Below are 23,005 nucleotides of genomic sequence, written 5' to 3'. Positions count from 1 at the left end.
TGTAAAGTTAATAAATAATATCCGTAAATGACAGTAAATTAATTAGAAAAATACTACTTTAATACTTTTGGAATTGAACAAACGGGAATTTCAGTCATTTTATGTTGATTATTAGTATTCAATCTTTTGTATATTTCGAAGACTATTTTTTCTCTTCCAGTGAAATTTTCTGCCGTTTTTCCTTTTTCATCCTCAAGCATTGCCCACTCCAATTCGTCATAACTGGCGCCAAGTTGGTCTTCGTCCGTTCTGTCATCACCAAACAAACCATCGGTTGGAGAAGCCACTAAAATGGATGTTGGAATTTTTAAAAATTCGCCCAGAGCATAAACATCTGATTTCATTAAATCGGCAATTGGACTCAAATCAACACCGCCATCACCATATTTTGTATAAAAACCCACCCCAAAATCCTCTACTTTGTTGCCTGTTCCAGCAACCAGCAAAGCATGAATTCCGGCAAAATAATACAAAGTGGTCATACGCAAACGAGCACGAGTATTGGCTAAAGACAAATTCACCTTGTGGTTGTCCACATTGTTGGGAACTACTTTTTTGAAATCTTCAAATACCGAAGTCAAATCGGCTTCGATAGTTTTTACGTTTGGAAATCTTTTTTTCAACTGTTCGATGTGTTCTCGCCCACGACTTACGTGACTTGGAGCTTGATGTATGGGCATTTCCACACATAAAGTAGTCAAGCCGGTTTGAGCGCATAATGTCGAAGTGACTGCCGAATCAACTCCGCCAGAAATGCCTACAACAAAACCATTAACTTTTGCGTTTTCAGCATAAGTTTTCAACCAATTTACAATATGAGTATTTACTTTTTCAACTTGAATGGCACTTTTTTTAGGCATAATAGTTTGGGTTTTTAAAAAGTAGGAATTGTATATTTGCAAAAATAATAATTTTATAGACAGTACCTATTCATTTCAAACGAAGTTGGCTTAACTCCGGCAATAATTACGATATGTGAATAAATCTGGTCTCAAAATAATATAAATGAGAAAAATAATTTTTATAATCACGTTAATTTTATTTATCACTTCTTGCGATAAAAAGTCAAAAGTTAAAAAAGAAGTTGAAGCAATTCCAGTAGCGCTAAAAGTGGAACGTTTTGACAAGCTTTTTTTTGAAACAGCTCCAAAAGATTTGGGTAAATTAAAAAAAGAATTTCCTTTCTTTTTTCCATCAGAAACTGAAGACATTGTTTGGTTGGAGAAAATGCAAAATCCGCTTTGGCGAGAATTATATGGAGAAGTTCAAAAAAAATACTCCAATTTCGAGCCTGTTCAAAAAGAATTGGAAACACTTTTCAAGCACATAAAATATAATTTTCCAAAAACTAAAATGCCTAAAGTTATTACAGTAATTTCTGAAATGGATTACAATAACAAGGTGATTTATGCCGATAGTTTGTTGATTATTTCATTGGAATTGTATTTGGGCAAAGAACATAAGTTTTATCAATTTCCAAAGTATTTGAAGCAAAATTTTGAACAAAAACAAATTATGCCTGACGTGGTTTCAAGTTTTTCAACCAGCAAAATAGCTTCCGTAGCCGATAAAACTTTGCTGAGCCAAATGATTTATTTTGGCAAACAATTGTACCTAAAAGATTTGCTTTTGCCGGATTACAGCGATGCCGACAAAATGGGTTATACGCCAGCGCAGATAGCATGGTGCGAGGAAAACGAAAGTTACATGTGGCGTTATTTATTGGAAAACGAAATGTTGTACAGCGATGATTCTAAATTAGGTAATCGATTTATAAATCCAGCGCCCTTTTCTAAATTTTATCTTGAAATTGACAATGAATCGCCAGGAAGAGTGGGTGCTTGGATAGGATGGCAAATCGTTCGTTCTTATGTAAAAAACAATGATGTTCCCATGGAGAAACTACTCAAAATGAATGCAAAAGAAATATTCGAAAAATCTAAATACAAACCAAAAAAATAATGGCAAATACAAATACATCAGAAATAAAGTTAAGCATTGAGTTGGACAAAAATCGTGTTCCGGAAAAACTAATGTGGACGGCAATAGAAGGAGGAGTTCAAGAGGAAGAATCCAAGGCTTTTATGCTTTCGGTTTGGGACAGTAACGAAAAATCCACAAAAAGTATCGAATTATGGACCAAAGACATGCCTGTTGACGAAATGAAAATTTTCTTTCATCAAACCTTGATGTCAATGACTGAAACGTTTCAACGTGCCACTGGCGATGAAAAAATGTCGGCAACGATGAAAGATTTCTGCGATTATTTTGCGGAAAAATTGGAGTTGAAGTTGTAATTCAGAAATGATTGTAAAATAAATATCCCAAAACTAAAATGATTAGTTTTGGGATATTTTTTTTATTTTATGAATGATTTAAAATCCGCTGTTGTTCTTGAAAACTTCCTGATTTACTTCATCAATATAATCCAAAAGAGTTTCTTTTCCGGTAGATTCCGTAGCCGATGTCACGAAATATTGCGGCATTTCGGCCCAATTGTTGGCAAACATTTGCTTCTTGTAAGCAGCAATATGCGAATCTATTTTGGTTTTGCTAATCTTGTCGGCTTTGGTAAAAATGATGCAAAACGGAATTTCGCTTTTGCCCATATACGACATAAATTCTATGTCGATGTTTTGTGCTTCGTGACGAATGTCAATCAATACAAAAGCACAAACGAGTTGTTCTCTTGTTTCAAAATAATCCGTAATAAATTGCTGAAAAACCGATTTGGTTTTCTTGGAAACTTTGGCGTAACCATATCCCGGCAAATCGACAAGAAACCAATTGTTGTTAATCAAAAAGTGGTTGATTAATTGGGTTTTTCCTGGTCTTCCAGAGGTTTTTGCCAAATTTTTATGGTTGGTCAACATGTTAATCAACGATGACTTCCCAACATTGGAGCGACCTATAAAAGCATATTCCGGTAAAAAGTCTTTTGGACATTTTCCTACTTCGGAGTTGCTGACAATGAATTCGGCGGTATTAATCTTCATAATGATAGTTATAAATTCTTTGCAAAAACCTAGTGTGCTTTTAGGTGTGTATGTGTCAGCCAGTCTTCCAATAAACGATTGAATTCTGCAGGATGTTCCATCATTGCGGCGTGACCACATTTGTCAATCCAATACAAGGTTGCGTTTGGCAGTAATTCATTAAATTCTTCGGCTACATTTGGAGGTGTGACTTTATCGTTTTTTCCCCAAATAAGACAAGTTTGAACATGCATTTTTGGCAAATCTTTCGCCATATTGTGTCGAATGGCGCTTTTGGCAATTGTCAATGTTTTGATTAGTTTGATTCGGTCGTTTACGGAAGCATAAACTTCGTCCACTAATTCTTTTGTTGCCATTTTTGGATCATAAAAAACATCTTCGGCTTTCTTTTTTATATATTCATAGTTGCCTCTTTTTGGGTAACTATCACCCATGGCGCTTTCGTAAAGGCCAGAACTTCCGGTAAGTACAAGTCCTGCCACTTTTTCTGGATACATTTTGGTGTGGTACAGGGCTATGTGTCCGCCTAGTGAATTCCCTAAAAGAATTACCCTGTCAAAACCTTTGAAAGTGATGAAATCCTTCACGTATTTTGCAAAAGCTTTCACATTGGTTTTTAATATGCTTTGAGTGTATATCGGTAAATCAGGTATTACTATTTTGTATCCTTTTTCAGAAAAATAACTGGCGACTGCATCAAAGTTGCTTAATCCGCCCATTAAACCGTGTAAAACAACAATTGGAGTTCCTTCTCCTGCTTCATAATAACTATATCTACCTTCTTTTTTAAAGTATTTTTCCATACGTTTTATCGCAAATTTTCAATTGCCACAAAGATAGGTTTTAAAAAATTAAAAAGAATTCTTGCAATCAAAATTTATGCATTTTAATGTTTTTTGTTAAAAAGTGTGGCGAAAACGGTATCGATTTCGCTTCGAATATTTCATTTTTACTTTAGCTGAAAAAAGGCAATCTTCTTTTTTTGCCAGATTATCTTTTTGATAATTCAATAGTTCTCAACAATGAGGGCAAAAAATGCCTAATGTTCTGATTGACTAAAACTAAGGCTTTTACTTGTGAAGTGGTAAAACTTATTAACAAAGTGGGATATAGTGGTAAATAGTGGTAGAAATTTTTATATTTTTGCTCAACATCATTTAATTTTTTTTACTTGAATACAATTGTCGGAACATATGAATGTAAAGTCGATGCCAAAGGGAGGGTTTTGTTGCCTTCGCCTTTGAAAAAGCAATTGGCTGCTTCACTTCAAAACGGATTTGTTTTGAAGCGTTCCGTGTTTCAACCATGTTTGGAATTGTATCCAATGGAAGAGTGGGATTTGATGATGCAAAAAATCAACAAACTCAATCGATTCGTGAAGAAAAACAACGACTTTATTCGCCGTTTTACAGCTGGTGTGAAAGTGGTTGAAATCGATGCTTTGGGACGATTATTGGTTCCTAAAGACTTGGTGGTTTTTGCCAGTATTGCTAAAGATGTCGTGTTTTCGTCGGCAGTGAATATTGTGGAAATTTGGGATAAAGATTTATACGAAAAATCAATAAGCGGCGAAGATGTCGATTTTGCTGATTTGGCTGAAGATGTAATGGGGAACTTAAATGACGACGACAATGGAATATCATAATCCTGTTTTATTGCATCCTACGGTAGATGGTTTGAATATTAAGCCGGACGGCATTTATGTTGACGTGACCTTTGGTGGTGGCGGACATTCGAAAGAAATTTTGAGAAGATTGGGCCCTAATGGCAAATTGTTTGCTTTTGACCAAGATGAAGATGCCTTGGCGAATGCCTTGCCGGACGAAAGATTTACGTTGATTAATGAAAATTTCCGATTCATAAAACGGTTTTTGCGGTTTCATGGGGTGAAAGGCGTGGATGGAATTTTGGCTGATTTAGGAGTTTCTTCCCATCAATTTGATGTGCCAGAAAGAGGTTTTTCCACTCGTTTTGACGCAGGATTAGATATGAGAATGAGTCAAAAAAACGATTTAAACGCTTACCGAGTAGTCAATGAATATGATGATGCAAATTTGAGAAGAGTGTTCTTGGATTATGGAGAATTGAAAAATGCGCCCGCTTTGGCACGAACCATTATAGAATCCAGAGAGCATCAACCCATTAAAACTACGGATGAGTTGAAAGAGGTTTTGGCGAAATATTTACCGGAAAGAGTTCGGAACAAAATATTGGCACAAATCTATCAAGCCATCCGAATTGAAGTCAATCAGGAAATGGATGTTTTGAAAGAATTTCTCCAGCAATCATTGGAAGTATTGAATCCAGGTGGAAGATTAAGCGTGATTTCTTACCATTCATTGGAAGATAGATTGGTCAAAAGATTCATAAAAAACGGAATGTTCGAAGGGGAACCGGAGCGCGACTTTTATGGCAACTATTCCGTTCCATTCAAGACTATCGGGAAATTAATTGTTCCGGATAACGACGAAATCAAAATCAACAACAGGGCAAGAAGTGCCAAATTAAGAATTGCCGAAAAGATATAATTAGCCTGAAAATACAATGAAAAACGGAGTTTACGGCATATTGAAAGCAAGGTTTCTTATTGACGATGACTCAATGAAAAATTGGCGTTTTATCGTTTTTCTAATCGTTTTGGCTATAATCATGATTGCCAATACACAACGTTTTGAGCAGAAAGTTTTTAAAATCAACGAGTTGACAAATGAAGTGAAAGAGCTTCGTTCGGAATTTGTGGATCGACGTTCAGAGTTAATGAAACTTAGAATGGAATCGACAGTTTCTGAAAAAATGTTGGAAAAACAAATTTTTCCATCGACAGTGCCTCCAACCAAAATTAAAGTCAAAAAAACAACAGAAAAAAGCTTTTTCCAAAAAATATGGCAGTAGAAGATAAAAATATATCCTACAGAATTTATCTGGTTGCTTGCGCCATCTTCGTGATGGCCATTGCGATTGCCATAAAGTTGACCAATATTCAATGGATCGAAGGGGATTATTATCGAAAATTGGCTAAGGAAAGAACCGTCAAAAACTTCGTTATTCCGGCCAATAAAGGGAATATTTATTCTGCCGACGGAAGCTTGTTGGCCACTTCCATTCCAAATTATGAAATTCGTTTTGATGCTGTAGCTCCAAAAGCCGAAGCTTTCGAGAAAAATGTGAAACCATTGTCCGATTCCTTGTCGATTCTTCTAGGGAAACCAAGCAGCTTTTTCCTGAACGAATTTAGAAAAGCGAGGGCAAAGAAAAATCGTTATTTCTTGGTGGCTCGTGATTTGAGTTACACGGAATACATGAAAATCAAGAGTTTTCCCTTGTTTGGCCTAGGTGCTTACAAAGGTGGAATTATTGTGGAACAAGAAACGGTAAGAGAACATCCCATCGGTAAAATTGCCGAGAGAACCATTGGTTACGAAAGAAAAACTCCGAGCGGAATTCCAGACGGAAAGGGAATTGAATGGGCTTTCAGAAAATACCTGAACGGAAAAGACGGCAAAATTTTAAAGCAAAAAATCGCCAAAGGACAGTGGAAACCCATTCGTGACGTGAATGAAATTGATCCCCAAGATGGCTACGACGTCATTTCTACAATTGATGTTTTTATCCAGGACATTGCCCATCACGCCCTGTTGAAGCAATTGACGGATTATGAAGCCGATCACGGTTGCGTAGTGGTTATGGAAACCAAAACAGGACAAATAAAAGCTATTTCGAACTTGGGAAGAGCAGGAGACGGGTCTTATTATGAAACCACAAATTATGCTGTGGCCGAATCACACGAACCGGGTTCGACCTATAAATTGGTTGATTTGATGGTGTTGTTGGATGACAAAAAAATCGATACCAGTGCTGTTTTCGACAGTTATGGAGGGGTAATCAAATACTCGGGAAAATCAGTTCGCGATTCCCATCAAGGTGGTTACGGAAAAATTTCCTTGGCACGTGGATTCGAGCTTTCTTCAAACACGGTAATGGTTCAGGCGGTTTACAATAATTACAAAAACAACCCTTCGGAATTTGTCAATCATCTCAATAAATACGGATTGAATAAACCTTTGGGACTTTCGATTAAAGGGGAAGGAAAACCTTTTGTGCCTCAACCAAGCGATAAAAACTGGTCTAATCTTTCGCTTCCTTGGATGGCTTTTGGATATGGAGTTTCCATTACGCCCTTGCAAACCTTGACGTTTTACAATGCCGTGGCCAATAACGGAGTGATGGTAAAACCGCAATTCGTTTCAGAAATCAAGGAATGGAACAGAACCATCAAAAAATACAACACCGAAGTGATGAACCAAAAAATATGCTCCCAAGAAACCATTTCGAAGTTGCATGCGGTACTTGAAAACGTGGTAAAAAAAGGAACGGGATCCAAGTTGTATTCCAAAGATTTTTCAATGGCAGGAAAAACTGGAACGGCACAAGTAAATTATCATAAAGCGGGAAAGGAAGGCTTATATTACGCTTCTTCATTCGTGGGTTATTTTCCGGCAGACCAACCAAAATATTCTTGCATAGTAGTGGTACACAAGCCCAATACGTCAAACAATAATTATTATGGAGCCGACGTGGCCGGGCCAGTTTTCAAGAGAATTGCCCAAAAGATTTTTACCGATGCGCCTTCCACGAACGAGATAAAAAACATTAACAGAAAAATACTCAAACAAGAAAGCAGTTACGAGGCTTATGTAAAAAAGTCGCAAAAACAACAATTGTCCATTCCAAACCTTAAAGGAATGTCGGGAATGGATGCCGTGGCTTTGTTGGGAAATCTTGGCGTAAAAGTAAAAGTGGTAGGCGTTGGGAAAGTGAAAAAACAATCCATACAGCCGGGAGAAAATTTAGCTAAAAACACAACCATAACATTGGAATTATCGTGATCATTCTAAAAGAAATAATATACAAAGTAGCCATCGAAGCCGTAAAAGGTTCGACGGATATTGCCATCAATAAAATGGATTTCGATTCCAGAAATATTGGTGCCAATGATGTTTTTGTGGCCATTCGAGGCACGATTTCAAATGGGCACGATTATATCGAGAAAGCTATCGGTCTAGGAGCTGTTACCATCGTTTGCGATACTTTTCCAGAAAATTTGGTAACGGGAATTACTTATGTTCAAGTAAAAGATACCAATACTGCCTTGGCTTATATGGCAGCCAATTATTTTGGAAATCCTTCAGAAAAATTAAAATTGGTAGGAATTACCGGAACAAACGGTAAAACCACAATTGCTTCCCTGTTGTATCAATTGTACAAAAAAGCAGGTTTCAAAGTGGGATTGTTGTCCACCGTAAAAATATTGGTTGACGATGTTGAATACAAAGCAACTCACACCACGCCGGATTCCATAACCATCAATAATTATTTGAATGAAATGGTCGGTGCCGGAGTGAAATACTGTTTTATGGAAGTGAGTTCACACGGAATTCATCAAAAACGTACGGAAGCTTTGCATTTTGCGGGGGGGGTTTTTACCAATTTGTCCCACGATCATTTGGATTATCACCCCACTTTTGCCGAATACCGTGACGTGAAAAAATCGTTTTTCGACAATTTGCCCAAAACAGCTTTCGCCTTGTCCAATATCGACGACAAGAATGGATCGGTGATGTTGCAAAACACGGTTGCCAAAAAATTGTCTTACGCCTTGAAATCATACGCTGATTACAAAGCACAAATCTTAGAAAATCAATTGTCGGGATTGTTGCTTAAAATCAATGGTAATGAAGTTTGGGTGAAACTCATCGGAACATTCAATGCTTACAATCTATTGGCAATTTACGGAACGGCAGTCGAATTGGGAATGGAAAGTCTGGAAGTATTGCGATTGCTGTCGGATTTGGAAAGTGTTTCAGGTCGTTTCCAATTCATCGTTTCCAGTTCCAATATTACCGCGATTGTCGATTATGCACACACACCTGATGCTTTGGAAAACGTTTTGAAAACAATCAATGACATCCGTACCAAAAACGAACAATTGATTACCGTGGTAGGTTGTGGAGGAAATAGGGACAAAGCGAAACGACCAATCATGGCCGGAATTGCCACTGAAATGAGCGATAAAGTAATCCTGACTTCCGATAATCCAAGAAATGAAGAACCGGAAGTTATCATCAATGAAATGGAGCAGGGAATTGCAGCCCAAAACTATAAAAAATCACTGTCGATTACCGATAGAAAACAAGCCATAAAAACCGCTTGTCAATTGGCTCAGCCCAACGACATAATACTGATTGCAGGAAAAGGACACGAAAATTACCAAGAAATTCAAGGTGTTCGTCACCATTTTGACGATATGGAAACAGTTACGGAATTACTGAACCAATTAAACAAATAACCGATTAACCAAATAAACAAAGATATATGCTGTATTATTTATTTGAATATTTAGACAAAACAATGGACATTCCTGGAACTGGAGTTTTCCAATACATTACTTTCAGATCAGCATTGGCATTGATGCTTTCCCTGCTTTTATCCACGATTTATGGAAAAAGAGTAGTTAGTTTTTTGCGAAGACAACAAATTGGGGAAACGGTTCGTGAACTAGGTTTGGCAGGTCAAAACGAAAAAGCGGGAACACCTACGATGGGTGGATTGATTATCATATTTGCCACCTTGATTCCGGTTCTTCTTTTTGCCAAACTTCAAAACATATACATCGTCTTGCTGATTGTTACTACTTTGTGGATGGGAACCATTGGTTTTATTGATGATTATATCAAAATATTCAAAAAAGACAAGCAAGGGTTGAAAGGAATTTTTAAAGTTTTTGGGCAAGTGGGCTTGGGTCTTATTGTTGGAGCTGTACTTTATTTTCATCCGGGTGTGAATATTAGAACCGATTTGAAAAAAATAAATGTAAACATTAATCAAACAGAAAACGTAATTACTCCAGCTCCAATTTATGAAAAATCAACGGCAACTACAATTCCATTCGTTAAAAACAACGAATTCGATTATGCCGAATTATTGGCTTGGACTGGCGAAGGTTATGAAAATTGGGCTTGGTTGATTTTTATTCCCGTGGTTATTTTTATTATCACGGCAGTTTCAAATGGAGCCAATTTAACAGATGGAATCGATGGCTTGGCGGCTGGAACTTCAGCTGTTTCAGTTCTTGCTTTGGGGATTTTCACGTTCGTTTCGGGAAATATTATTTTCTCCAATTATTTGAACATAATGTACATCCCAAATTCGGGTGAGATGACGGTTTTTATTGCTGCTTTTGTTGGAGCATTAATAGGATTTCTTTGGTATAATTCCTATCCGGCATCGGTATTTATGGGTGATACAGGAAGTTTAACCATTGGTGGTGTCATTGCGGTTCTTGCAATTGCCGTTCGAAAAGAGTTGTTGATTCCTTTTTTCTGCGGAATATTCTTGGTCGAAAACATCTCGGTGGTTCTTCAGGTAGCTTATTTCAAATACACTAAAAAACGTTTTGGCGAAGGCCGAAGAATATTCTTGATGGCGCCTTTACATCATCATTATCAGAAGAAAGGCTATCATGAAAGCAAAATTGTAACCCGATTTTGGATTGTTGCCATAATGCTCGCCATATTGTCAATCGTAACCTTAAAATTAAGATAATGCGGTTGGTGGTTTTAGGAGGAGGCGAAAGCGGTGTTGGAACCGCGATTCTGGGCAAGAAAAAAGGATATGATGTTTTTGTGTCCGATTTTGGAAAAATAAAAGACAATTACAAAGAAGTTCTTTTGATTAATGGAATAGCTTGGGAGGAAGGAAAGCATACGGAAGAACTGATTTTGAATGCCGACGTGGTAATGAAAAGTCCTGGAATTCCCGAAAAAAAATCTGCAATCGTAAAAAAATTGGTCGAAAAAGGAATCCCGGTAATTTCTGAAATCGAGTTTGCCGCACCATTTACAAAAGCCGTCACGATAGGAATCACGGGAAGCAACGGGAAGACAACAACGACAATGTTGACTTATCATTTGCTGAAATCGGCCGGACTGAACGTTGGTTTGGGAGGCAATATCGGAAAGAGTTTTGCCTGGCAGGTTGCCGATGACAAGTTTGATAGTTATGTGCTGGAGTTGAGCAGTTTTCAATTGGACGGGATTATAAATTACAAGCCACACATTGCCATCATCACGAATATAAGTCCAGATCATTTAGATCGATACGATTACAAATACGAAAAGTATGTTGCATCGAAATTTAGAATAACAATGAACCAAACCGAGGAAGATTTTCTTATTTATGATGCAGATGACGAAGCAACCCAAGAATGGTTAAAAAACAATAAAACAAAAGCACAATTAATTCCTTTTTCGTTGACAAAAACATTCGAACTGGGAGCCTTTATAAAAGAAAAAACAATGGAAGTAAACATCATCAACGAAGAAGAATTCACAATGGAGACCGAAACTATGGCACTAGAAGGAAAGCATAACATGAAAAATGCAATGGCAGCAACCTCTGTGGCAAAATTGATGAAAATTCGAAATGCTACCATTAGGGAAAGTTTGTCCAATTTTCAAGGCGTGGAACACCGTTTAGAAAAAGTGTTGAAAATTCAAAATGTGCTATACATCAACGATTCCAAAGCGACCAACGTGAATGCCACATTTTTTGCCTTGGATAGCATGAATACACCAACAGTGTGGATTGTGGGCGGTGTCGACAAAGGAAATGATTACAACGAATTGATGTCTTTGGTTCGCGAGAAAGTGAAAGCCATTATTTGTTTGGGTATTGACAACAGAAAAATTATCGATGTTTTTGGCAACGTTGTCGATATTATGGTTGAGGTAAACAATATGGAAGATGCCGTGAAAATGGCACAACGTTTATCCGAAAAAGGAGACACAGTTTTGTTGTCGCCTGCTTGCGCGAGTTTCGATTTATTCGAAAACTACGAAGACAGGGGAAATCAATTTAAAAAAGCGGTAAAGCATTTATAAATAGTTTATGGTTTAAAAGTTTAAAGTTGTTTAACCTTAAACTTTTAAACAAATTAAACTTTAAACAAAAACCAAAATGAAAGAACTAGTAAACAATCTAAAAGGAGACAGGGTAATATGGTCATTCGTGGCTTTATTGGCTTTGTTTTCGTTTATGCCTGTTTTTAGTGCGAGTAGTAATTTGGCTTATTTGGGACATGGAACAGGAAATACAATCAGTTATTTGCTGAAACATTTGTCGCATATTATCATCGGATTTTTCATTATTTACGGTGTCCATAAAGTGCCTTATCATTATTACAAAGGAATTTCAAAAATTGGTTTGCCAATAGTTTGGCTGTTGTTGGCCTATACTTTGATCAAAGGAACGGTTATCGCCGGTGCCAATGCCAGTCGTTGGATTCAAGTGCCGTTTATTGGAATAACATTTCAAACTTCAACCTTGGCATTTATCGTTTTGATGATGTATGTGGCGAGATATTTGTCCAAAAAAAGAGAAGTGGAAGATACTTTTCAAGAATCGTTAGTACAGCTTTGGCTTCCTGTTTTTATCACATTGGGAATGATTTTGCCTGCCAATTTTTCAACGGCTGCCTTGATGTTTTCGATGGTTTTGATGTTGACTTTCGTGGGTAAATATCCATTAAAATATATAGGATTTATTCTTGGAGCTGGATTTGCGGCATTGGCCATGTTTGTTTTGTTGTCCAAAGCTTTTCCGGATTCGCATTTTTTCAGCAGGGTGGATACTTGGTCGAGCCGAATCGAAAATTTCACTTCCAATAAACCCGGAGAAGATGATTATCAGATAGAAAAAGCAAAAATTGCCATTGCTTCTGGTGGAATTTATGGTCTTGGCCCTGGGAAAAGTGTTCAAAAACATTTCTTGCCACAATCTTCTTCCGATTTTATTTACGCCATTATTGTCGAAGAATGGGGTTTGATAGGAGGATTGGGAGTTCTGGTCATGTATCTTTTGTTGTTTTTCAGATTTATTGTTGCGGCCCACAAAGCCAATACTTTATTCGGAAAATTAATGGTCGTCGGATTAGGATTTCCCATAATTTTTCAAGCGATGATCAATATGGCCGTTGCAGTCGAATTATTACCGGTAACAGGGCAAACATTGCCTTTTATAAGTAGTGGAGGAACTTCAATCTGGATGGTGTCCATTGCGTTGGGAATCATCATTAACGTGACTAAAAAAGAAGAAGAAATTGCTCAAGAATTAAGTGATAAAGCCAAAAGAGAAGCAGCGCTTCAAAAACTAATTGACAAACAATTAGAAGAAGAAAATGAAGACTTGATTGAAGATAGTAATTCTGAAAATTATTCTATCGAAGACAAGGCGAATAATCCAATGAATGCAGTTTTGAATAAATAATTCGTTGAATAAATGAAAAAATTAAAATTCATATTAAGTGGAGGCGGAACGGGAGGACACATTTATCCTGCGGTTGCAATCGCCAATGAATTAAAATCTCGTTTTCCAGAGGCCGAATTTCTTTTTGTGGGAGCCAAAGACAAAATGGAAATGCAAAAAGTGCCCCAATCCGGTTACAAAATAGAAGGGCTTTGGATTGCCGGTTTACAACGAAAATTGACTTTACAAAACGCCATATTTCCATTTAAATTAATCAGTAGTTTATGGAAATCAAGAAAGATAATCAAGGGGTTTAAACCAGATGTTGTTATTGGGACAGGTGGTTTTGCTTCTGGTCCATTATTGCAAATGGCGAATATGTTGAATATTCCAACGGTGATTCAGGAACAAAATTCCTATCCGGGAATTACCAATAAATTATTGAGCAAAAAAGCCAATAAAATTTGCGTTGCCTATGAAAATTTGGAGCGTTTTTTTCCAAAAGAAAAAATGATTTTGACCGGGAATCCAGTGCGTCAGGATTTGATTGACATCGATGGAAAAAGGGCTGAAGCAATTCAATATTTCAATCTGGATGCCAACAAGAAAACATTGTTGGTTCTTGGCGGAAGCCTTGGAGCCAGAAGAGTGAATCAATTAATCGAAAAAGAATTGGAGATGTTTATTGCCCAAGATGTTCAGGTAATCTGGCAATGCGGAAAATTATATTTCGAAGATTACAAGAAATACAATTCGAAAACTGTTCAAGTTTTGGCGTTTATAGACCGAATGGATTTGGTTTATGCCGCTGCCGATATCGTGATTTCAAGAGCAGGAGCATCATCGGTTTCGGAATTATGCATCGTGGGAAAACCGGTGATTTTTATTCCGTCACCCAACGTGGCTGAAGATCATCAAACTAAAAATGCGCAAGCCATCGTGGACAAAAAAGGAGCGTTGATGTTAAAAGAATCCGAGTTGGATTCGCAATTCGGCCTTGTTTTTGAAGCCTTGTTGAAAGACCAAGGAAAGCAAGACCAGCTGAGCAAATACATAAAACACTTGGCTTTGCCCAACGCAACAAAACAGATAGTCGACGAAATAGTAAAATTAATACAGTAGCAAATCAATTCGAAATTTTGCCATTGAAATTGAAATAGAAAATGAATCTAAATCAAATACAGAACGTTTATTTTATAGGAATCGGAGGAATTGGAATGAGTTCTTTGGCACGCTATTTCAAGTCCATTGGCAAGAATGTGTCTGGTTATGATAAAACCGAAACCGAACTTACAAAAGAGTTGGAGGAACTTGGTATCGACATTCATTTTGAAGACAACATAGATTTAATTCCAGCTGATTATGCAGCTGAAAACACTTTGGTTATTATTACTCCGGCAGTTCCAAAGCACCATTCCCAATGGAATTATTTCTTGGAACATGGCTATGAAGTAAAGAAAAGAGCTGAAGTTTTGGGAATTATCACAAAAGACACCTTTTGTTTTGCAGTGGCAGGAACTCACGGAAAAACGACTACTTCAAGTATTTTGGGACATATTTTATTCCAAAGCGGAGTTGATGTAACGGCTTTTGTGGGAGGAATTGTCGAAAATTACAATTCGAATTTAATAGGAAACGGAAAAACCATCACTGTGGTCGAAGCCGATGAATTTGATCGTTCGTTCCTGCATTTACATCCCAATATTGCATGCGTAACCTCAATGGACGCGGATCATTTGGATATTTACGGTGATAGCGCTTCAATCGAAGCTTCGTTTGTGGAATTTGCAGATAAAGTGGTCGATAAAAGCAAATTGTTTATTACGAATGAGTTGCCGATTAAAGGAATTACTTGTGCCGTAAATGAAGAAGCTGGTTTTTCGGCTTTCAATATCAGGATTATCAACAGTCAATATGTTTTTGACGTGAAAACTCCGTTGGAAATTATTGAAAACATACAGTTTGGTTTACCGGGAAAACACAATTTAATGAATGCACTCATGGCATTGGCGATGGCAAAAACATTCGGCCTCCCAAACGAAGACATCGCTAGTGCCTTGCTTTCATTCAAGGGAATCAGGAGAAGATTTTCGTACCAAATCAAAACCGACAACTTGGTTTATATCGATGATTATGCACATCATCCCACCGAAATTAATGCGGTGCATCAAGCTGTTCGTGAATTGTATCCCAACCAAAAAGTGTTGGCGATTTTTCAGCCGCATTTGTTCAGCAGGACAAAAGATTTTGCCGATGATTTTGCGAAAAGCCTGTCCGCTTTTGACGAAGTAATCCTGTTGGATATTTATCCGGCCCGCGAATTGCCAATGGAAGGAATTACCTCACAGTGGTTGATGGGTAAAATGGATAATCCGAACAAAAAATTAGTTCAAAAACAGGAATTAATTCCCACAATTCTAGAAAATAACGCAACCGTTATAGTAACAATCGGTGCGGGAGACATTGGAGAAATGGTTCAATCCATAAAAAAAGCGATAAATGAAACTATTTAAATGGACAAATGTTCGATTAATACTGATGTTTTCATTGGTAATTTTCTTGTTTTCGTTTACGTCAAAACGAAATAACAACAGAAAATTGACCAAATCGGTTGTTGTTTTTGTAGGAGATAACGCTCCTTTTATCACTCAAGAAACGGTTAATAAATTGTTAATAGAAAATAAAAAAGACGCGCAAAGTATCGACAAAGATAAATTAGATTTGAATAAATTAGAGAAAGCTCTGAACGCGCACGGAATGATTGAAAGGTCTGATGTGTTCGTGAGCATTGATGGGGTCTTAAAAGCAGTGGTGAAACAAAAAACTCCAATAGCTAGGGTTTTTGACGGAGAGGATTCTTTCTATATTGATTACAAAGGGGATAGGATGCCGTTGTCAACTAATTTTACAGCTAGAGTTCCGCTTGTTTCCGGGGAAATAAATAAAAAAAATAGCGAGGATTTAGCCGAATTGTTTCGGATAATTTATGACGATGCGTTTTTGAAAAAAAACATCATTGGTGTACAAATTATGCCGAACGGGAGCTTAAAAATGCTCAACAGGAATTTTAGTTATCAAATAGATTTTGGTGGAACCAAGAGAATGAAAGCTAAATTTAATAATTATAAGGCATTTTTTCAGAAAGCGGTTTTGGATAGTTCATTGTATAAATACAAAACAATCGATCTCAGGTTTTCGCAACAAGTAGTGTGTACTAAATAATAGATAATGGAAAAAGAGAATATTGCAGTAGGTCTAGATATTGGGACAACAAAAATAGTTGCCATGATAGGCAAGAAAAATGAATACGGGAAACTGGAAATTTTGGGCGTTGGAAAATCCAAAAGTTTGGGTGTGGCTAGAGGTGTTGTTAATAATATTACCCAAACCATTCAATCTATACAACAAGCCGTAGTGGAAGCCGAAAATAAATCGGGTTATAAAATTAAAGATGTCGTGGTGGGAATTGCTGGTCAACACATTCGAAGCATTCAACATAGCGATTACATCATCAGAAGCAGTGCAGAGGAAGTTATTGGAGGAAATGATATCCAGCTTTTGATTGATCAAGTGAATAAATTGGCGATGTTGCCAGGAGAAGAAATTATCCACGTTTTGCCACAAGAATTCAAAATCGACGGACAATCTGAAATAAAAGAACCTATCGGAATGTACGGAGGAAGATTGGAATCCAGTTTTCACGTTGTGGTAGGACAAGCGTCATCCATTCGTAATGTGGGCAGATGCATTCAAAGTTCCGGAATTGAATTGTCGGGATTAACCTTGGAACCCTTGGCTTCGGCAGATGCGGTTTTGAGTCAAGAAGAAAAAGAAGCAGGAGTTGCATTGATTGATATTGGTGGCGGAACAACGGATTTGGCCATTTTCAAGGATGGAATTATTCGTCATACTGCGGTTATTCCTTTTGGAGGAAACGTGATTACCGACGACATAAAAGAAGGCTGTTCCATTATCGAAAAACAAGCCGAATTGTTGAAAGTGAAATTTGGATCGGCTTGGCCGGGAGAAAATAAAGACAATGAAATTGTTTCGATTCCAGGGCTTAGAGGAAGAGAACCAAAAGAAATTTCTTTAAAGAATTTGTCCAAAATAATTCACGCCCGAGTAGTAGAAATTATCGAGCAGGTTTTTACGGAAATCAAAGATTACGGTCACGAAGATCCTCGCAAAAAATTGATTGCAGGGATTGTTCTTACTGGAGGTGGAGCCCAATTGAAACACATCAAACAATTGGTGGAGTACATCACCGGAATGGATACCAGAATTGGTTATCCAAACGAGCATTTGGCCGGGAATTCCGATGAAGAAATATCAAGTCCTTTGTATGCAACCGCGGTTGGATTGGTGATGAACAGCATCGAAAACAATACACGGAGTGCCATAAGAATAGATGCAATTGAAGCGCCAAAACCAGCCCCTAAACCGCCGGTTTTTCAAGTGCCAGTAATTGAAGAAGAGGTCGAAAGTGAAGTTGTTGTGGCGAATAGCAAAAAAGAAGTTTCCACAGGAGAAAAAATATCGAGGTCTTTCTTTGACAGATATGTGGACAAGATAAAAGATTTCTTGGACAACGCGGAATAAGGAAGAATAAAAGAAATAAAGAATTGAAAAATAAAATAATATATAAAACCCAATAAGATGATGAGCAACTCAGAATTTGGAAGCATTTCATTTGATTTACCAAAAAACCAATCAAATGTAATTAAAGTTATTGGAGTAGGTGGAGGCGGAAGTAACGCTATCAACCACATGTTTAAACAAGGTATCAAAGGCGTTGATTTTATCGTTTGTAATACCGATTCCCAGGCTTTGGACAACAGTGCCGTGCCCAACAAAATCCAGTTAGGCGTAAACTTGACCGAAGGATTGGGAGCAGGAGCAAATCCAGATGTTGGACAACAATCGGCCATCGAAAGCATTTCGGATATCGAAAAAATGCTCGACAGCAATACCAAAATGGTTTTTATCACTGCTGGGATGGGTGGTGGAACCGGAACCGGTGCTGCACCCGTAATTGCACAATTGGCCAAAGAAAGAGATATTCTAACCGTGGGTATCGTGACATTGCCGTTCTCTTTTGAAGGGAAAGTGCGTCAAGAACAAGCGCAGATTGGAATCAATAAATTGCGCAAACAAGTTGATTCATTAATTGTGATCAACAACAATAAATTAAGGGAAGTATACGGGAATTTGGGTTTCAAAGCCGGGTTTTCTAAAGCGGACGAAGTTTTGGCCACGGCCTCAAGAGGTATTGCCGAAGTAATCACGCACCACTATACCCAAAATATCGACTTGAAAGATGCCAAAACTGTTTTGGCCAATAGTGGAACGGCTATCATGGGATCAGCTGTCGCTTCTGGCGAAAACAGGGCCAAAGAAGGTATTATGTCAGCTTTGGATTCTCCATTGTTGAATGACAATAAAATTACCGGTGCCAAAAACGTATTGTTGCTCATCGTTTCTGGCTCTGAAGAAATCACGATTGACGAAATTGGTGAAATCAACGATTTTATTCAAATGGAAGCCGGACACAACGCCAATATTATTATGGGTGTTGGTGAAGACGAATCATTGGGAGACGCTATTTCTGTTACGATAATTGCTACAGGATTTGATATCGAACAACAACACGAAATCGTAAATACGGAACCGAAAAAAATCATCCACGCACTGGAAGACGAACAAAAAATCGTGCACGATTTGACGCAAAAAACAGTTCCTGCATTCAACTACAACAGCGAAACTCCAGTGGCAAAAACCGAAGACAGAATTGTTTTCGAATTATTGGAAGAAGAAGTTGCGGAGCCAGTTATTGAGCCGGTTGCAGCTGCTCCAGCCGTTGTTTCGATAAACAAGGAAGAGCTTGTGGGAATGACTGAATTTATTAAAAATTTAGACGTGACTTTTGAAATTGTTTCTCCAATAAAAGATATCGATTTTATGATTTCCGAACCAAAAGTTGCTGACGTTAAAGATATATTTGTAGTGGAACCTAAAGTGGTGGAAACACAAAAACAAGCTACTTTTTCTTTTGACTTGCCACTTTTTAATACGCCAACTATTCAAGAACCAATTGCAAAAGTTGAAGAGAACAAAGTTTTGTTTGAATTGACAAATGAAACACGCGAAATCAAAGTCAACGAGCCGGTTCAATTTGTTCCCGTGACTGAATTGACCGACAAAGGAATAATCCGATATTCTCTTGAAGAATACACGGAGTTGGAGAATACTTTAATGGAATCAAAACCGACAATGACCGTTGTCGAAGAAATAATTCCTGAAGAATTAAATATCACCATGAAAAAAGTGGAAGTCGTTTCAAACACAAATTCTACTTTCGAAAATATTTCTCCAATGGAAATGACGATTGAAGAAACTTTGAAATTCAGGGCTGACGAAAGAAGAAAAAAATTGAAAGAATTCAATTATAAATTTCACAATAATGTTTCCAGAATTGATGAACTCGAAAAAGAACCTGCATACAAAAGATTAGGAATTGACCTTTCCAACAAACAAACAAACAGCACGAATTCAAGAATTTCCGTAGGGACAGACAGCAATGACGACCTACAATTGCGTTCAAACAATTCGTACTTGCACGATAATGTTGACTAACTAATTCAAACCAAAGTTGCCAAACCCGGAAATTAATTTAATTTTCGGGTTTTTTTGTTCTTGCAAGAAGGAAGCACTAAGTAATCTATTGTGAATTCCATTAAAATTCTTTAATTTTGTGGCGCCTTAATTCAGGTGTTTGTTTCAGTTTTTGAAAAAAAATAAGCGGAATTTTTTGATTCCAATTAGTTGTCCAAACAAAGTTCAGTTTGCAGGCAGAAGCCAATTTAAAATCTAAAATCATAAAATAAGATATGAGTTTATCAATACAAATTATGGAGGAAATCAAAACCGCCATGAGAGCCAAAGACACGGTTGCTTTAGAAGCTTTAAGAGCTATTAAATCGGAACTTCTTTTGGCTCAAACAGCAACAGGTTCAAAAGAGGAAATCTCTGAAGCTGACGAAATCAAATTACTTCAAAAATTAGTAAAAACTCGTAAAGACAGCGCCAAAATTTTCACCGAACAAAACAGGTTGGATTTGGCCGAGCCAGAATTGGCACAAATTGCCGTAATCGAAAAATTCTTGCCAGCACAATTAAGCGAAGCCGAAGTAGAAGCGGTAATTGCTAAAATAATTGCCGAAACCGGAGCATCTGGAATCGCTTCGATGGGAAAAGTAATGGGACTGGCCGCAGCACAGTTGGGTGGAACCGCCGAGGGAAAAACGATCTCGACCATCGTTAAAAAACTATTGACTTAAAATAATTTTAGAATTCAGATTTTACATTGAATCTGAATTCTAAAATCATAAATCTACAATAAAAAGGCTACGTAGTTCAACTGGATAGAATATCAGATTTCGGCTCTGAGGGTTGCAGGTTCGAACCCTGCCGTGGTCACAATTAACCTTGTTTTTTAATTCTAAAACCCTTGTTTTACAAGGGTTTTTTGTTTTTTTTTAAATAAAAAAAACATTTTGATAAACTTTCCGTTGGACAGGTTTGCCCTTTTTAATTCCAGTTTTAAATCAATATTTTCTAAGTGCTTTTTTTTGAAAATCAATAATTGATTTTTAATAATTTTGTTGGTTACTAAAATGGAAACAGACAAATATCTTGAATTTTTGAAGCCTAATAGTTTTCAAAATATAAAGAAAAATTCTAGAATAATCACTGACAAACGTCATGTATTTCAGTTTTTTTATCAAATAACTTTGGATTCAATCTAAAATTAGGAGTTATGAAAAATAAAGTGCCGGTATCAACCATAATGACGCAAAACGTTATAAAATTGCATCTTAACGACGATTTGACAAGGGCTGAAAAACTATTCAAACATAATAAAATCAGGCATATTCCGGTAGTCGACAACAACAAGATAGTTGGAATGTTAAGTTACACTGATTTATTAAGAATTTCTTTTGTAGATGCGGTAGATGATGAATCGGACACGGTTGATGCGATGGTTTATAATATGTTTACGGTAGAACAAGTAATGGCCAAAAAATTGGTTACTATTTCTCCTGACACTACTATAAAGGAAACCGCCGAAATCTTGTCTAAGAAAGAATTCCATGCTTTGCCAGTTTGTTTGGGGGAAGTGTTGGTAGGAATCGTGACAACAACTGATTTGATAAAATATTTAATAGACCAGTATAAATAAAGAGAAGAAAAGCCTCTAGATTTGAGGCTTTTCTGGATTTTTATAGTGTAGTAATTCTTTTTAAATCTTTGATTGTTTCCGTAGGGTTTTCAGCTTTGAAAACAAAACTTCCAGCGACAAGAACATCTGCTCCAGCTTCTACTAATTGTTTTGCATTCTTGTTTGTTACGCCACCGTCAATTTCAATAATTGTATTTGCCCCTTTTCGAGTGATTAAATCTTTCAATTTTTTAACCTTGGAATAGGTATTCTCAATAAATGATTGTCCTCCAAAACCAGGATTCACGCTCATGATCAAAACCATATCGATATCATTGATGACATCTTCTAAGAAATCGACATTGGTGTGTGGATTTAAGGCAACTCCGGCTTTCATTCCTTCGGCTTTTATGGCCTGCAAGGTTCTGTGAAGATGCGGGCAGGCTTCATAATGAACGCATAATACATTGGCGCCTAATTTCGCAAAAGTTTTAATGTATCTGTCTGGGTCAACAATCATCAAATGGACATCAATTGTCTTTTTGGCGTGTTTTGTTATGGCTTCCAGAACGGGCATTCCAAAAGAAATATTGGGGACAAATACACCGTCCATGATATCAATATGAAACCAATCGGCTTGTGAATTGTTAATCATTTCGATGTCACGCTGCAAATTGGCAAAATCAGCGGCAAGAATTGAAGGTGCGATAATTGTGTTTTTACTCATTGTTTAGTTGTGTTGTTTTTTTGCAAAGGTAATATAAAAAATAAAACTCCGGACACGAAGCTGAAAGTCGAACTGAGCGTAGCTAAACCCAAGAGTGAAACCCGAACTGACTCGATTTTTTTGCTGAATAAACAAAAAAAACTCCGGTAATCAGCCGGAGTTTTCAATCATCAATCAAAAAACGAACAGTTAATCAGACCGTCGTTACTCGTCTATTTAACCTAGATAGGTTTTTAATATTTTACTTCTTGAAGTGTGTTTCAATCTGCGAATTGCTTTTTCTTTAATTTGGCGAACACGTTCACGGGTCAGGTCGAAAGTTTCTCCTATTTCTTCCAATGTCATTGGATGTTGATCACCAAGACCAAAATACAAACGAACCACATCGGCTTCTCTTGGAGTCAATGTTTCCAATGAACGTTCGATTTCGGTACGCAATGATTCTTGTATTAAAGTTCTGTCTGGATTAGGAGATTCACCGGAACGCAATACATCATATAGGTTTGAATCTTCTCCTTCAACAAGTGGCGCATCCATAGAAAGGTGTCGACCAGAGTTTTTCATGCTTTCTCTTACGTCGTTTACGGTCATATCCAATTCTTTTGCAATTTCCTCTGCTGTTGGTGGTCTTTCGTTAGATTGCTCTAACAATGCATACATTTTGTTGATTTTATTGATGGAGCCAATTTTGTTCAAAGGCAAACGAACGATACGAGATTGTTCTGCCAAAGCTTGCAAAATCGATTGACGAATCCACCA

The 23,005-nt window shown here is 37.2% G+C and carries 22 protein-coding genes and 1 tRNA gene; 18 read left to right on the top strand and 5 right to left on the bottom strand.

The window, feature by feature from the left end; genetic code table 11:
• Nucleotides 1-53: 53 nt before the first annotated feature.
• A complete protein-coding gene (gene nadE / locus C0430_RS13085; RefSeq protein WP_290870968.1) occupies nt 54-860 on the bottom strand; it encodes an NAD(+) synthase in 807 nt (268 codons plus the stop codon).
• A gap of 145 nt (nt 861-1,005) precedes the next feature.
• On the opposite strand from nadE, the gene gldB reads away from it, so the two are divergent.
• Nucleotides 1,006-1,962, top strand: coding sequence for a gliding motility lipoprotein GldB (gldB, locus tag C0430_RS13080; protein WP_290870966.1), 957 nt, complete (start codon nt 1,006-1,008; stop codon nt 1,960-1,962).
• Nucleotides 1,962-2,297 carry a gliding motility protein GldC gene (gene gldC, locus C0430_RS13075; RefSeq protein ID WP_290870964.1) on the top strand — a complete coding sequence of 112 codons (336 nt, stop codon included), beginning with the start codon at nt 1,962-1,964 and terminating at the stop codon, nt 2,295-2,297. Before gldB ends, gldC begins: the two co-directional genes overlap by 1 nt.
• A 78-nt stretch (nt 2,298-2,375) precedes the next feature.
• Here the strand turns inward: gldC and yihA are convergent, their stop codons facing one another.
• Together yihA and C0430_RS13065 are read right to left on the bottom strand one after the other, a co-directional pair.
• Nucleotides 2,376-2,996: a ribosome biogenesis GTP-binding protein YihA/YsxC gene (yihA, locus tag C0430_RS13070; RefSeq protein WP_290870962.1), complete on the bottom strand. Its 621-nt coding sequence runs from the start codon at nt 2,994-2,996 to the stop codon at nt 2,376-2,378.
• A gap of 29 nt (nt 2,997-3,025) precedes the next feature.
• A complete protein-coding gene (locus tag C0430_RS13065) occupies nt 3,026-3,799 on the bottom strand; it encodes an alpha/beta hydrolase (protein WP_290870960.1) in 774 nt (257 codons plus the stop codon).
• A 368-nt stretch (nt 3,800-4,167) separates the two neighbouring features.
• On the opposite strand from C0430_RS13065, the gene C0430_RS13060 reads away from it, so the two are divergent.
• The 16 genes from C0430_RS13060 (at nt 4,168) to C0430_RS12985 (ending at nt 21,540) form a co-directional block, all read left to right on the top strand.
• Complete coding sequence (locus C0430_RS13060) at nt 4,168-4,641, top strand: division/cell wall cluster transcriptional repressor MraZ (RefSeq protein WP_290870958.1); 474 nt, start codon at nt 4,168-4,170, stop codon at nt 4,639-4,641.
• Nucleotides 4,616-5,524, top strand: coding sequence for a 16S rRNA (cytosine(1402)-N(4))-methyltransferase RsmH (gene rsmH, locus C0430_RS13055; protein WP_290870956.1), 909 nt, complete (start codon nt 4,616-4,618; stop codon nt 5,522-5,524). The genes C0430_RS13060 and rsmH overlap by 26 nt, the downstream gene beginning before the upstream one ends.
• A 16-nt stretch (nt 5,525-5,540) precedes the next feature.
• Entirely contained in the window at nt 5,541-5,888 is a 348-nt protein-coding gene (locus C0430_RS13050) for an FtsL-like putative cell division protein (RefSeq protein ID WP_290870954.1), read from the top strand.
• Nucleotides 5,879-7,882 (top strand): penicillin-binding transpeptidase domain-containing protein, encoded by a 2,004-nt coding sequence (locus C0430_RS13045; protein ID WP_290870952.1) that lies wholly within the window; start codon nt 5,879-5,881, stop codon nt 7,880-7,882. The genes C0430_RS13050 and C0430_RS13045 overlap by 10 nt, the downstream gene beginning before the upstream one ends.
• Nucleotides 7,879-9,342, top strand: coding sequence for a UDP-N-acetylmuramoyl-L-alanyl-D-glutamate--2,6-diaminopimelate ligase (locus tag C0430_RS13040; protein WP_290870950.1), 1,464 nt, complete (start codon nt 7,879-7,881; stop codon nt 9,340-9,342). The genes C0430_RS13045 and C0430_RS13040 overlap by 4 nt, the downstream gene beginning before the upstream one ends.
• Before the next feature lie 26 nt (nt 9,343-9,368).
• Nucleotides 9,369-10,598: a phospho-N-acetylmuramoyl-pentapeptide-transferase gene (gene mraY, locus C0430_RS13035; protein WP_290870948.1), complete on the top strand. Its 1,230-nt coding sequence runs from the start codon at nt 9,369-9,371 to the stop codon at nt 10,596-10,598.
• Entirely contained in the window at nt 10,598-11,935 is a 1,338-nt protein-coding gene (gene murD / locus C0430_RS13030; RefSeq protein ID WP_290870946.1) for a UDP-N-acetylmuramoyl-L-alanine--D-glutamate ligase, read from the top strand. Before mraY ends, murD begins: the two co-directional genes overlap by 1 nt.
• A gap of 76 nt (nt 11,936-12,011) precedes the next feature.
• Nucleotides 12,012-13,319, top strand: a complete 1,308-nt coding sequence (locus tag C0430_RS13025; RefSeq protein ID WP_290870944.1) for an FtsW/RodA/SpoVE family cell cycle protein — start codon at nt 12,012-12,014, stop codon at nt 13,317-13,319.
• Between the two features lie 12 nt (nt 13,320-13,331).
• Complete coding sequence (murG, locus tag C0430_RS13020) at nt 13,332-14,420, top strand: undecaprenyldiphospho-muramoylpentapeptide beta-N-acetylglucosaminyltransferase (RefSeq protein WP_290870942.1); 1,089 nt, start codon at nt 13,332-13,334, stop codon at nt 14,418-14,420.
• Between the two features lie 41 nt (nt 14,421-14,461).
• Nucleotides 14,462-15,811: a UDP-N-acetylmuramate--L-alanine ligase gene (gene murC / locus C0430_RS13015; protein WP_290870940.1), complete on the top strand. Its 1,350-nt coding sequence runs from the start codon at nt 14,462-14,464 to the stop codon at nt 15,809-15,811.
• A complete protein-coding gene (locus tag C0430_RS13010; protein ID WP_290870938.1) occupies nt 15,798-16,520 on the top strand; it encodes a cell division protein FtsQ in 723 nt (240 codons plus the stop codon). Before murC ends, C0430_RS13010 begins: the two co-directional genes overlap by 14 nt.
• 6 nt (nt 16,521-16,526) lie before the next feature.
• The gene (gene ftsA, locus C0430_RS13005) at nt 16,527-17,900 is read left to right on the top strand and encodes a cell division protein FtsA (protein ID WP_290870936.1); all 1,374 of its coding nucleotides are present in this window, start codon (nt 16,527-16,529) and stop codon (nt 17,898-17,900) included.
• A 57-nt stretch (nt 17,901-17,957) separates the two neighbouring features.
• On the top strand, nt 17,958-19,934 hold the full coding sequence (gene ftsZ, locus C0430_RS13000; RefSeq protein WP_290870934.1) for a cell division protein FtsZ: 1,977 nt from the start codon (nt 17,958-17,960) through the stop codon (nt 19,932-19,934).
• A gap of 254 nt (nt 19,935-20,188) precedes the next feature.
• Nucleotides 20,189-20,638, top strand: coding sequence for a GatB/YqeY domain-containing protein (locus C0430_RS12995; protein ID WP_290870932.1), 450 nt, complete (start codon nt 20,189-20,191; stop codon nt 20,636-20,638).
• Nucleotides 20,639-20,703: 65 nt separating this feature from the next.
• A tRNA-Arg gene (locus C0430_RS12990) sits at nt 20,704-20,777 on the top strand.
• 340 nt (nt 20,778-21,117) lie between these two features.
• Nucleotides 21,118-21,540 (top strand): CBS domain-containing protein, encoded by a 423-nt coding sequence (locus C0430_RS12985; protein WP_290870930.1) that lies wholly within the window; start codon nt 21,118-21,120, stop codon nt 21,538-21,540.
• A 40-nt stretch (nt 21,541-21,580) separates the two neighbouring features.
• Here C0430_RS12985 and rpe read toward each other — a convergent pair whose 3' ends face one another.
• Together rpe and C0430_RS12975 are read right to left on the bottom strand one after the other, a co-directional pair.
• The gene (gene rpe, locus C0430_RS12980) at nt 21,581-22,246 is read right to left on the bottom strand and encodes a ribulose-phosphate 3-epimerase (protein ID WP_290870928.1); all 666 of its coding nucleotides are present in this window, start codon (nt 22,244-22,246) and stop codon (nt 21,581-21,583) included.
• Between the two features lie 216 nt (nt 22,247-22,462).
• Nucleotides 22,463-23,005: sigma-70 family RNA polymerase sigma factor (locus C0430_RS12975; protein ID WP_290870926.1), on the bottom strand; the 543-nt coding region annotated here is incomplete at its 5' end.

Source organism: Flavobacterium sp. (assembly GCF_013823965.1).
Lineage (GTDB): Bacteria > Bacteroidota > Bacteroidia > Flavobacteriales > Flavobacteriaceae > Flavobacterium.
This window is presented reverse-complemented; position numbering and strand designations above follow the sequence as displayed.

Coding starts and splice junctions, on each gene's coding strand:
- nadE (WP_290870968.1), bottom strand. CDS start 860: ATGCCTAAAAAAAGTGCCATTCAAGTTGAAAAAGTAAATACTCATATT.
- gldB (WP_290870966.1), top strand. CDS start 1,006: ATGAGAAAAATAATTTTTATAATCACGTTAATTTTATTTATCACTTCT.
- gldC (WP_290870964.1), top strand. CDS start 1,962: ATGGCAAATACAAATACATCAGAAATAAAGTTAAGCATTGAGTTGGAC.
- yihA (WP_290870962.1), bottom strand. CDS start 2,996: ATGAAGATTAATACCGCCGAATTCATTGTCAGCAACTCCGAAGTAGGA.
- C0430_RS13065 (WP_290870960.1), bottom strand. CDS start 3,799: ATGGAAAAATACTTTAAAAAAGAAGGTAGATATAGTTATTATGAAGCA.
- rsmH (WP_290870956.1), top strand. CDS start 4,616: ATGACGACGACAATGGAATATCATAATCCTGTTTTATTGCATCCTACG.
- C0430_RS13050 (WP_290870954.1), top strand. CDS start 5,541: ATGAAAAACGGAGTTTACGGCATATTGAAAGCAAGGTTTCTTATTGAC.
- C0430_RS13045 (WP_290870952.1), top strand. CDS start 5,879: ATGGCAGTAGAAGATAAAAATATATCCTACAGAATTTATCTGGTTGCT.
- mraY (WP_290870948.1), top strand. CDS start 9,369: ATGCTGTATTATTTATTTGAATATTTAGACAAAACAATGGACATTCCT.
- murD (WP_290870946.1), top strand. CDS start 10,598: ATGCGGTTGGTGGTTTTAGGAGGAGGCGAAAGCGGTGTTGGAACCGCG.
- C0430_RS13025 (WP_290870944.1), top strand. CDS start 12,012: ATGAAAGAACTAGTAAACAATCTAAAAGGAGACAGGGTAATATGGTCA.
- murG (WP_290870942.1), top strand. CDS start 13,332: ATGAAAAAATTAAAATTCATATTAAGTGGAGGCGGAACGGGAGGACAC.
- murC (WP_290870940.1), top strand. CDS start 14,462: ATGAATCTAAATCAAATACAGAACGTTTATTTTATAGGAATCGGAGGA.
- C0430_RS13010 (WP_290870938.1), top strand. CDS start 15,798: ATGAAACTATTTAAATGGACAAATGTTCGATTAATACTGATGTTTTCA.
- ftsA (WP_290870936.1), top strand. CDS start 16,527: ATGGAAAAAGAGAATATTGCAGTAGGTCTAGATATTGGGACAACAAAA.
- ftsZ (WP_290870934.1), top strand. CDS start 17,958: ATGATGAGCAACTCAGAATTTGGAAGCATTTCATTTGATTTACCAAAA.
- C0430_RS12995 (WP_290870932.1), top strand. CDS start 20,189: ATGAGTTTATCAATACAAATTATGGAGGAAATCAAAACCGCCATGAGA.
- C0430_RS12985 (WP_290870930.1), top strand. CDS start 21,118: ATGAAAAATAAAGTGCCGGTATCAACCATAATGACGCAAAACGTTATA.
- rpe (WP_290870928.1), bottom strand. CDS start 22,246: ATGAGTAAAAACACAATTATCGCACCTTCAATTCTTGCCGCTGATTTT.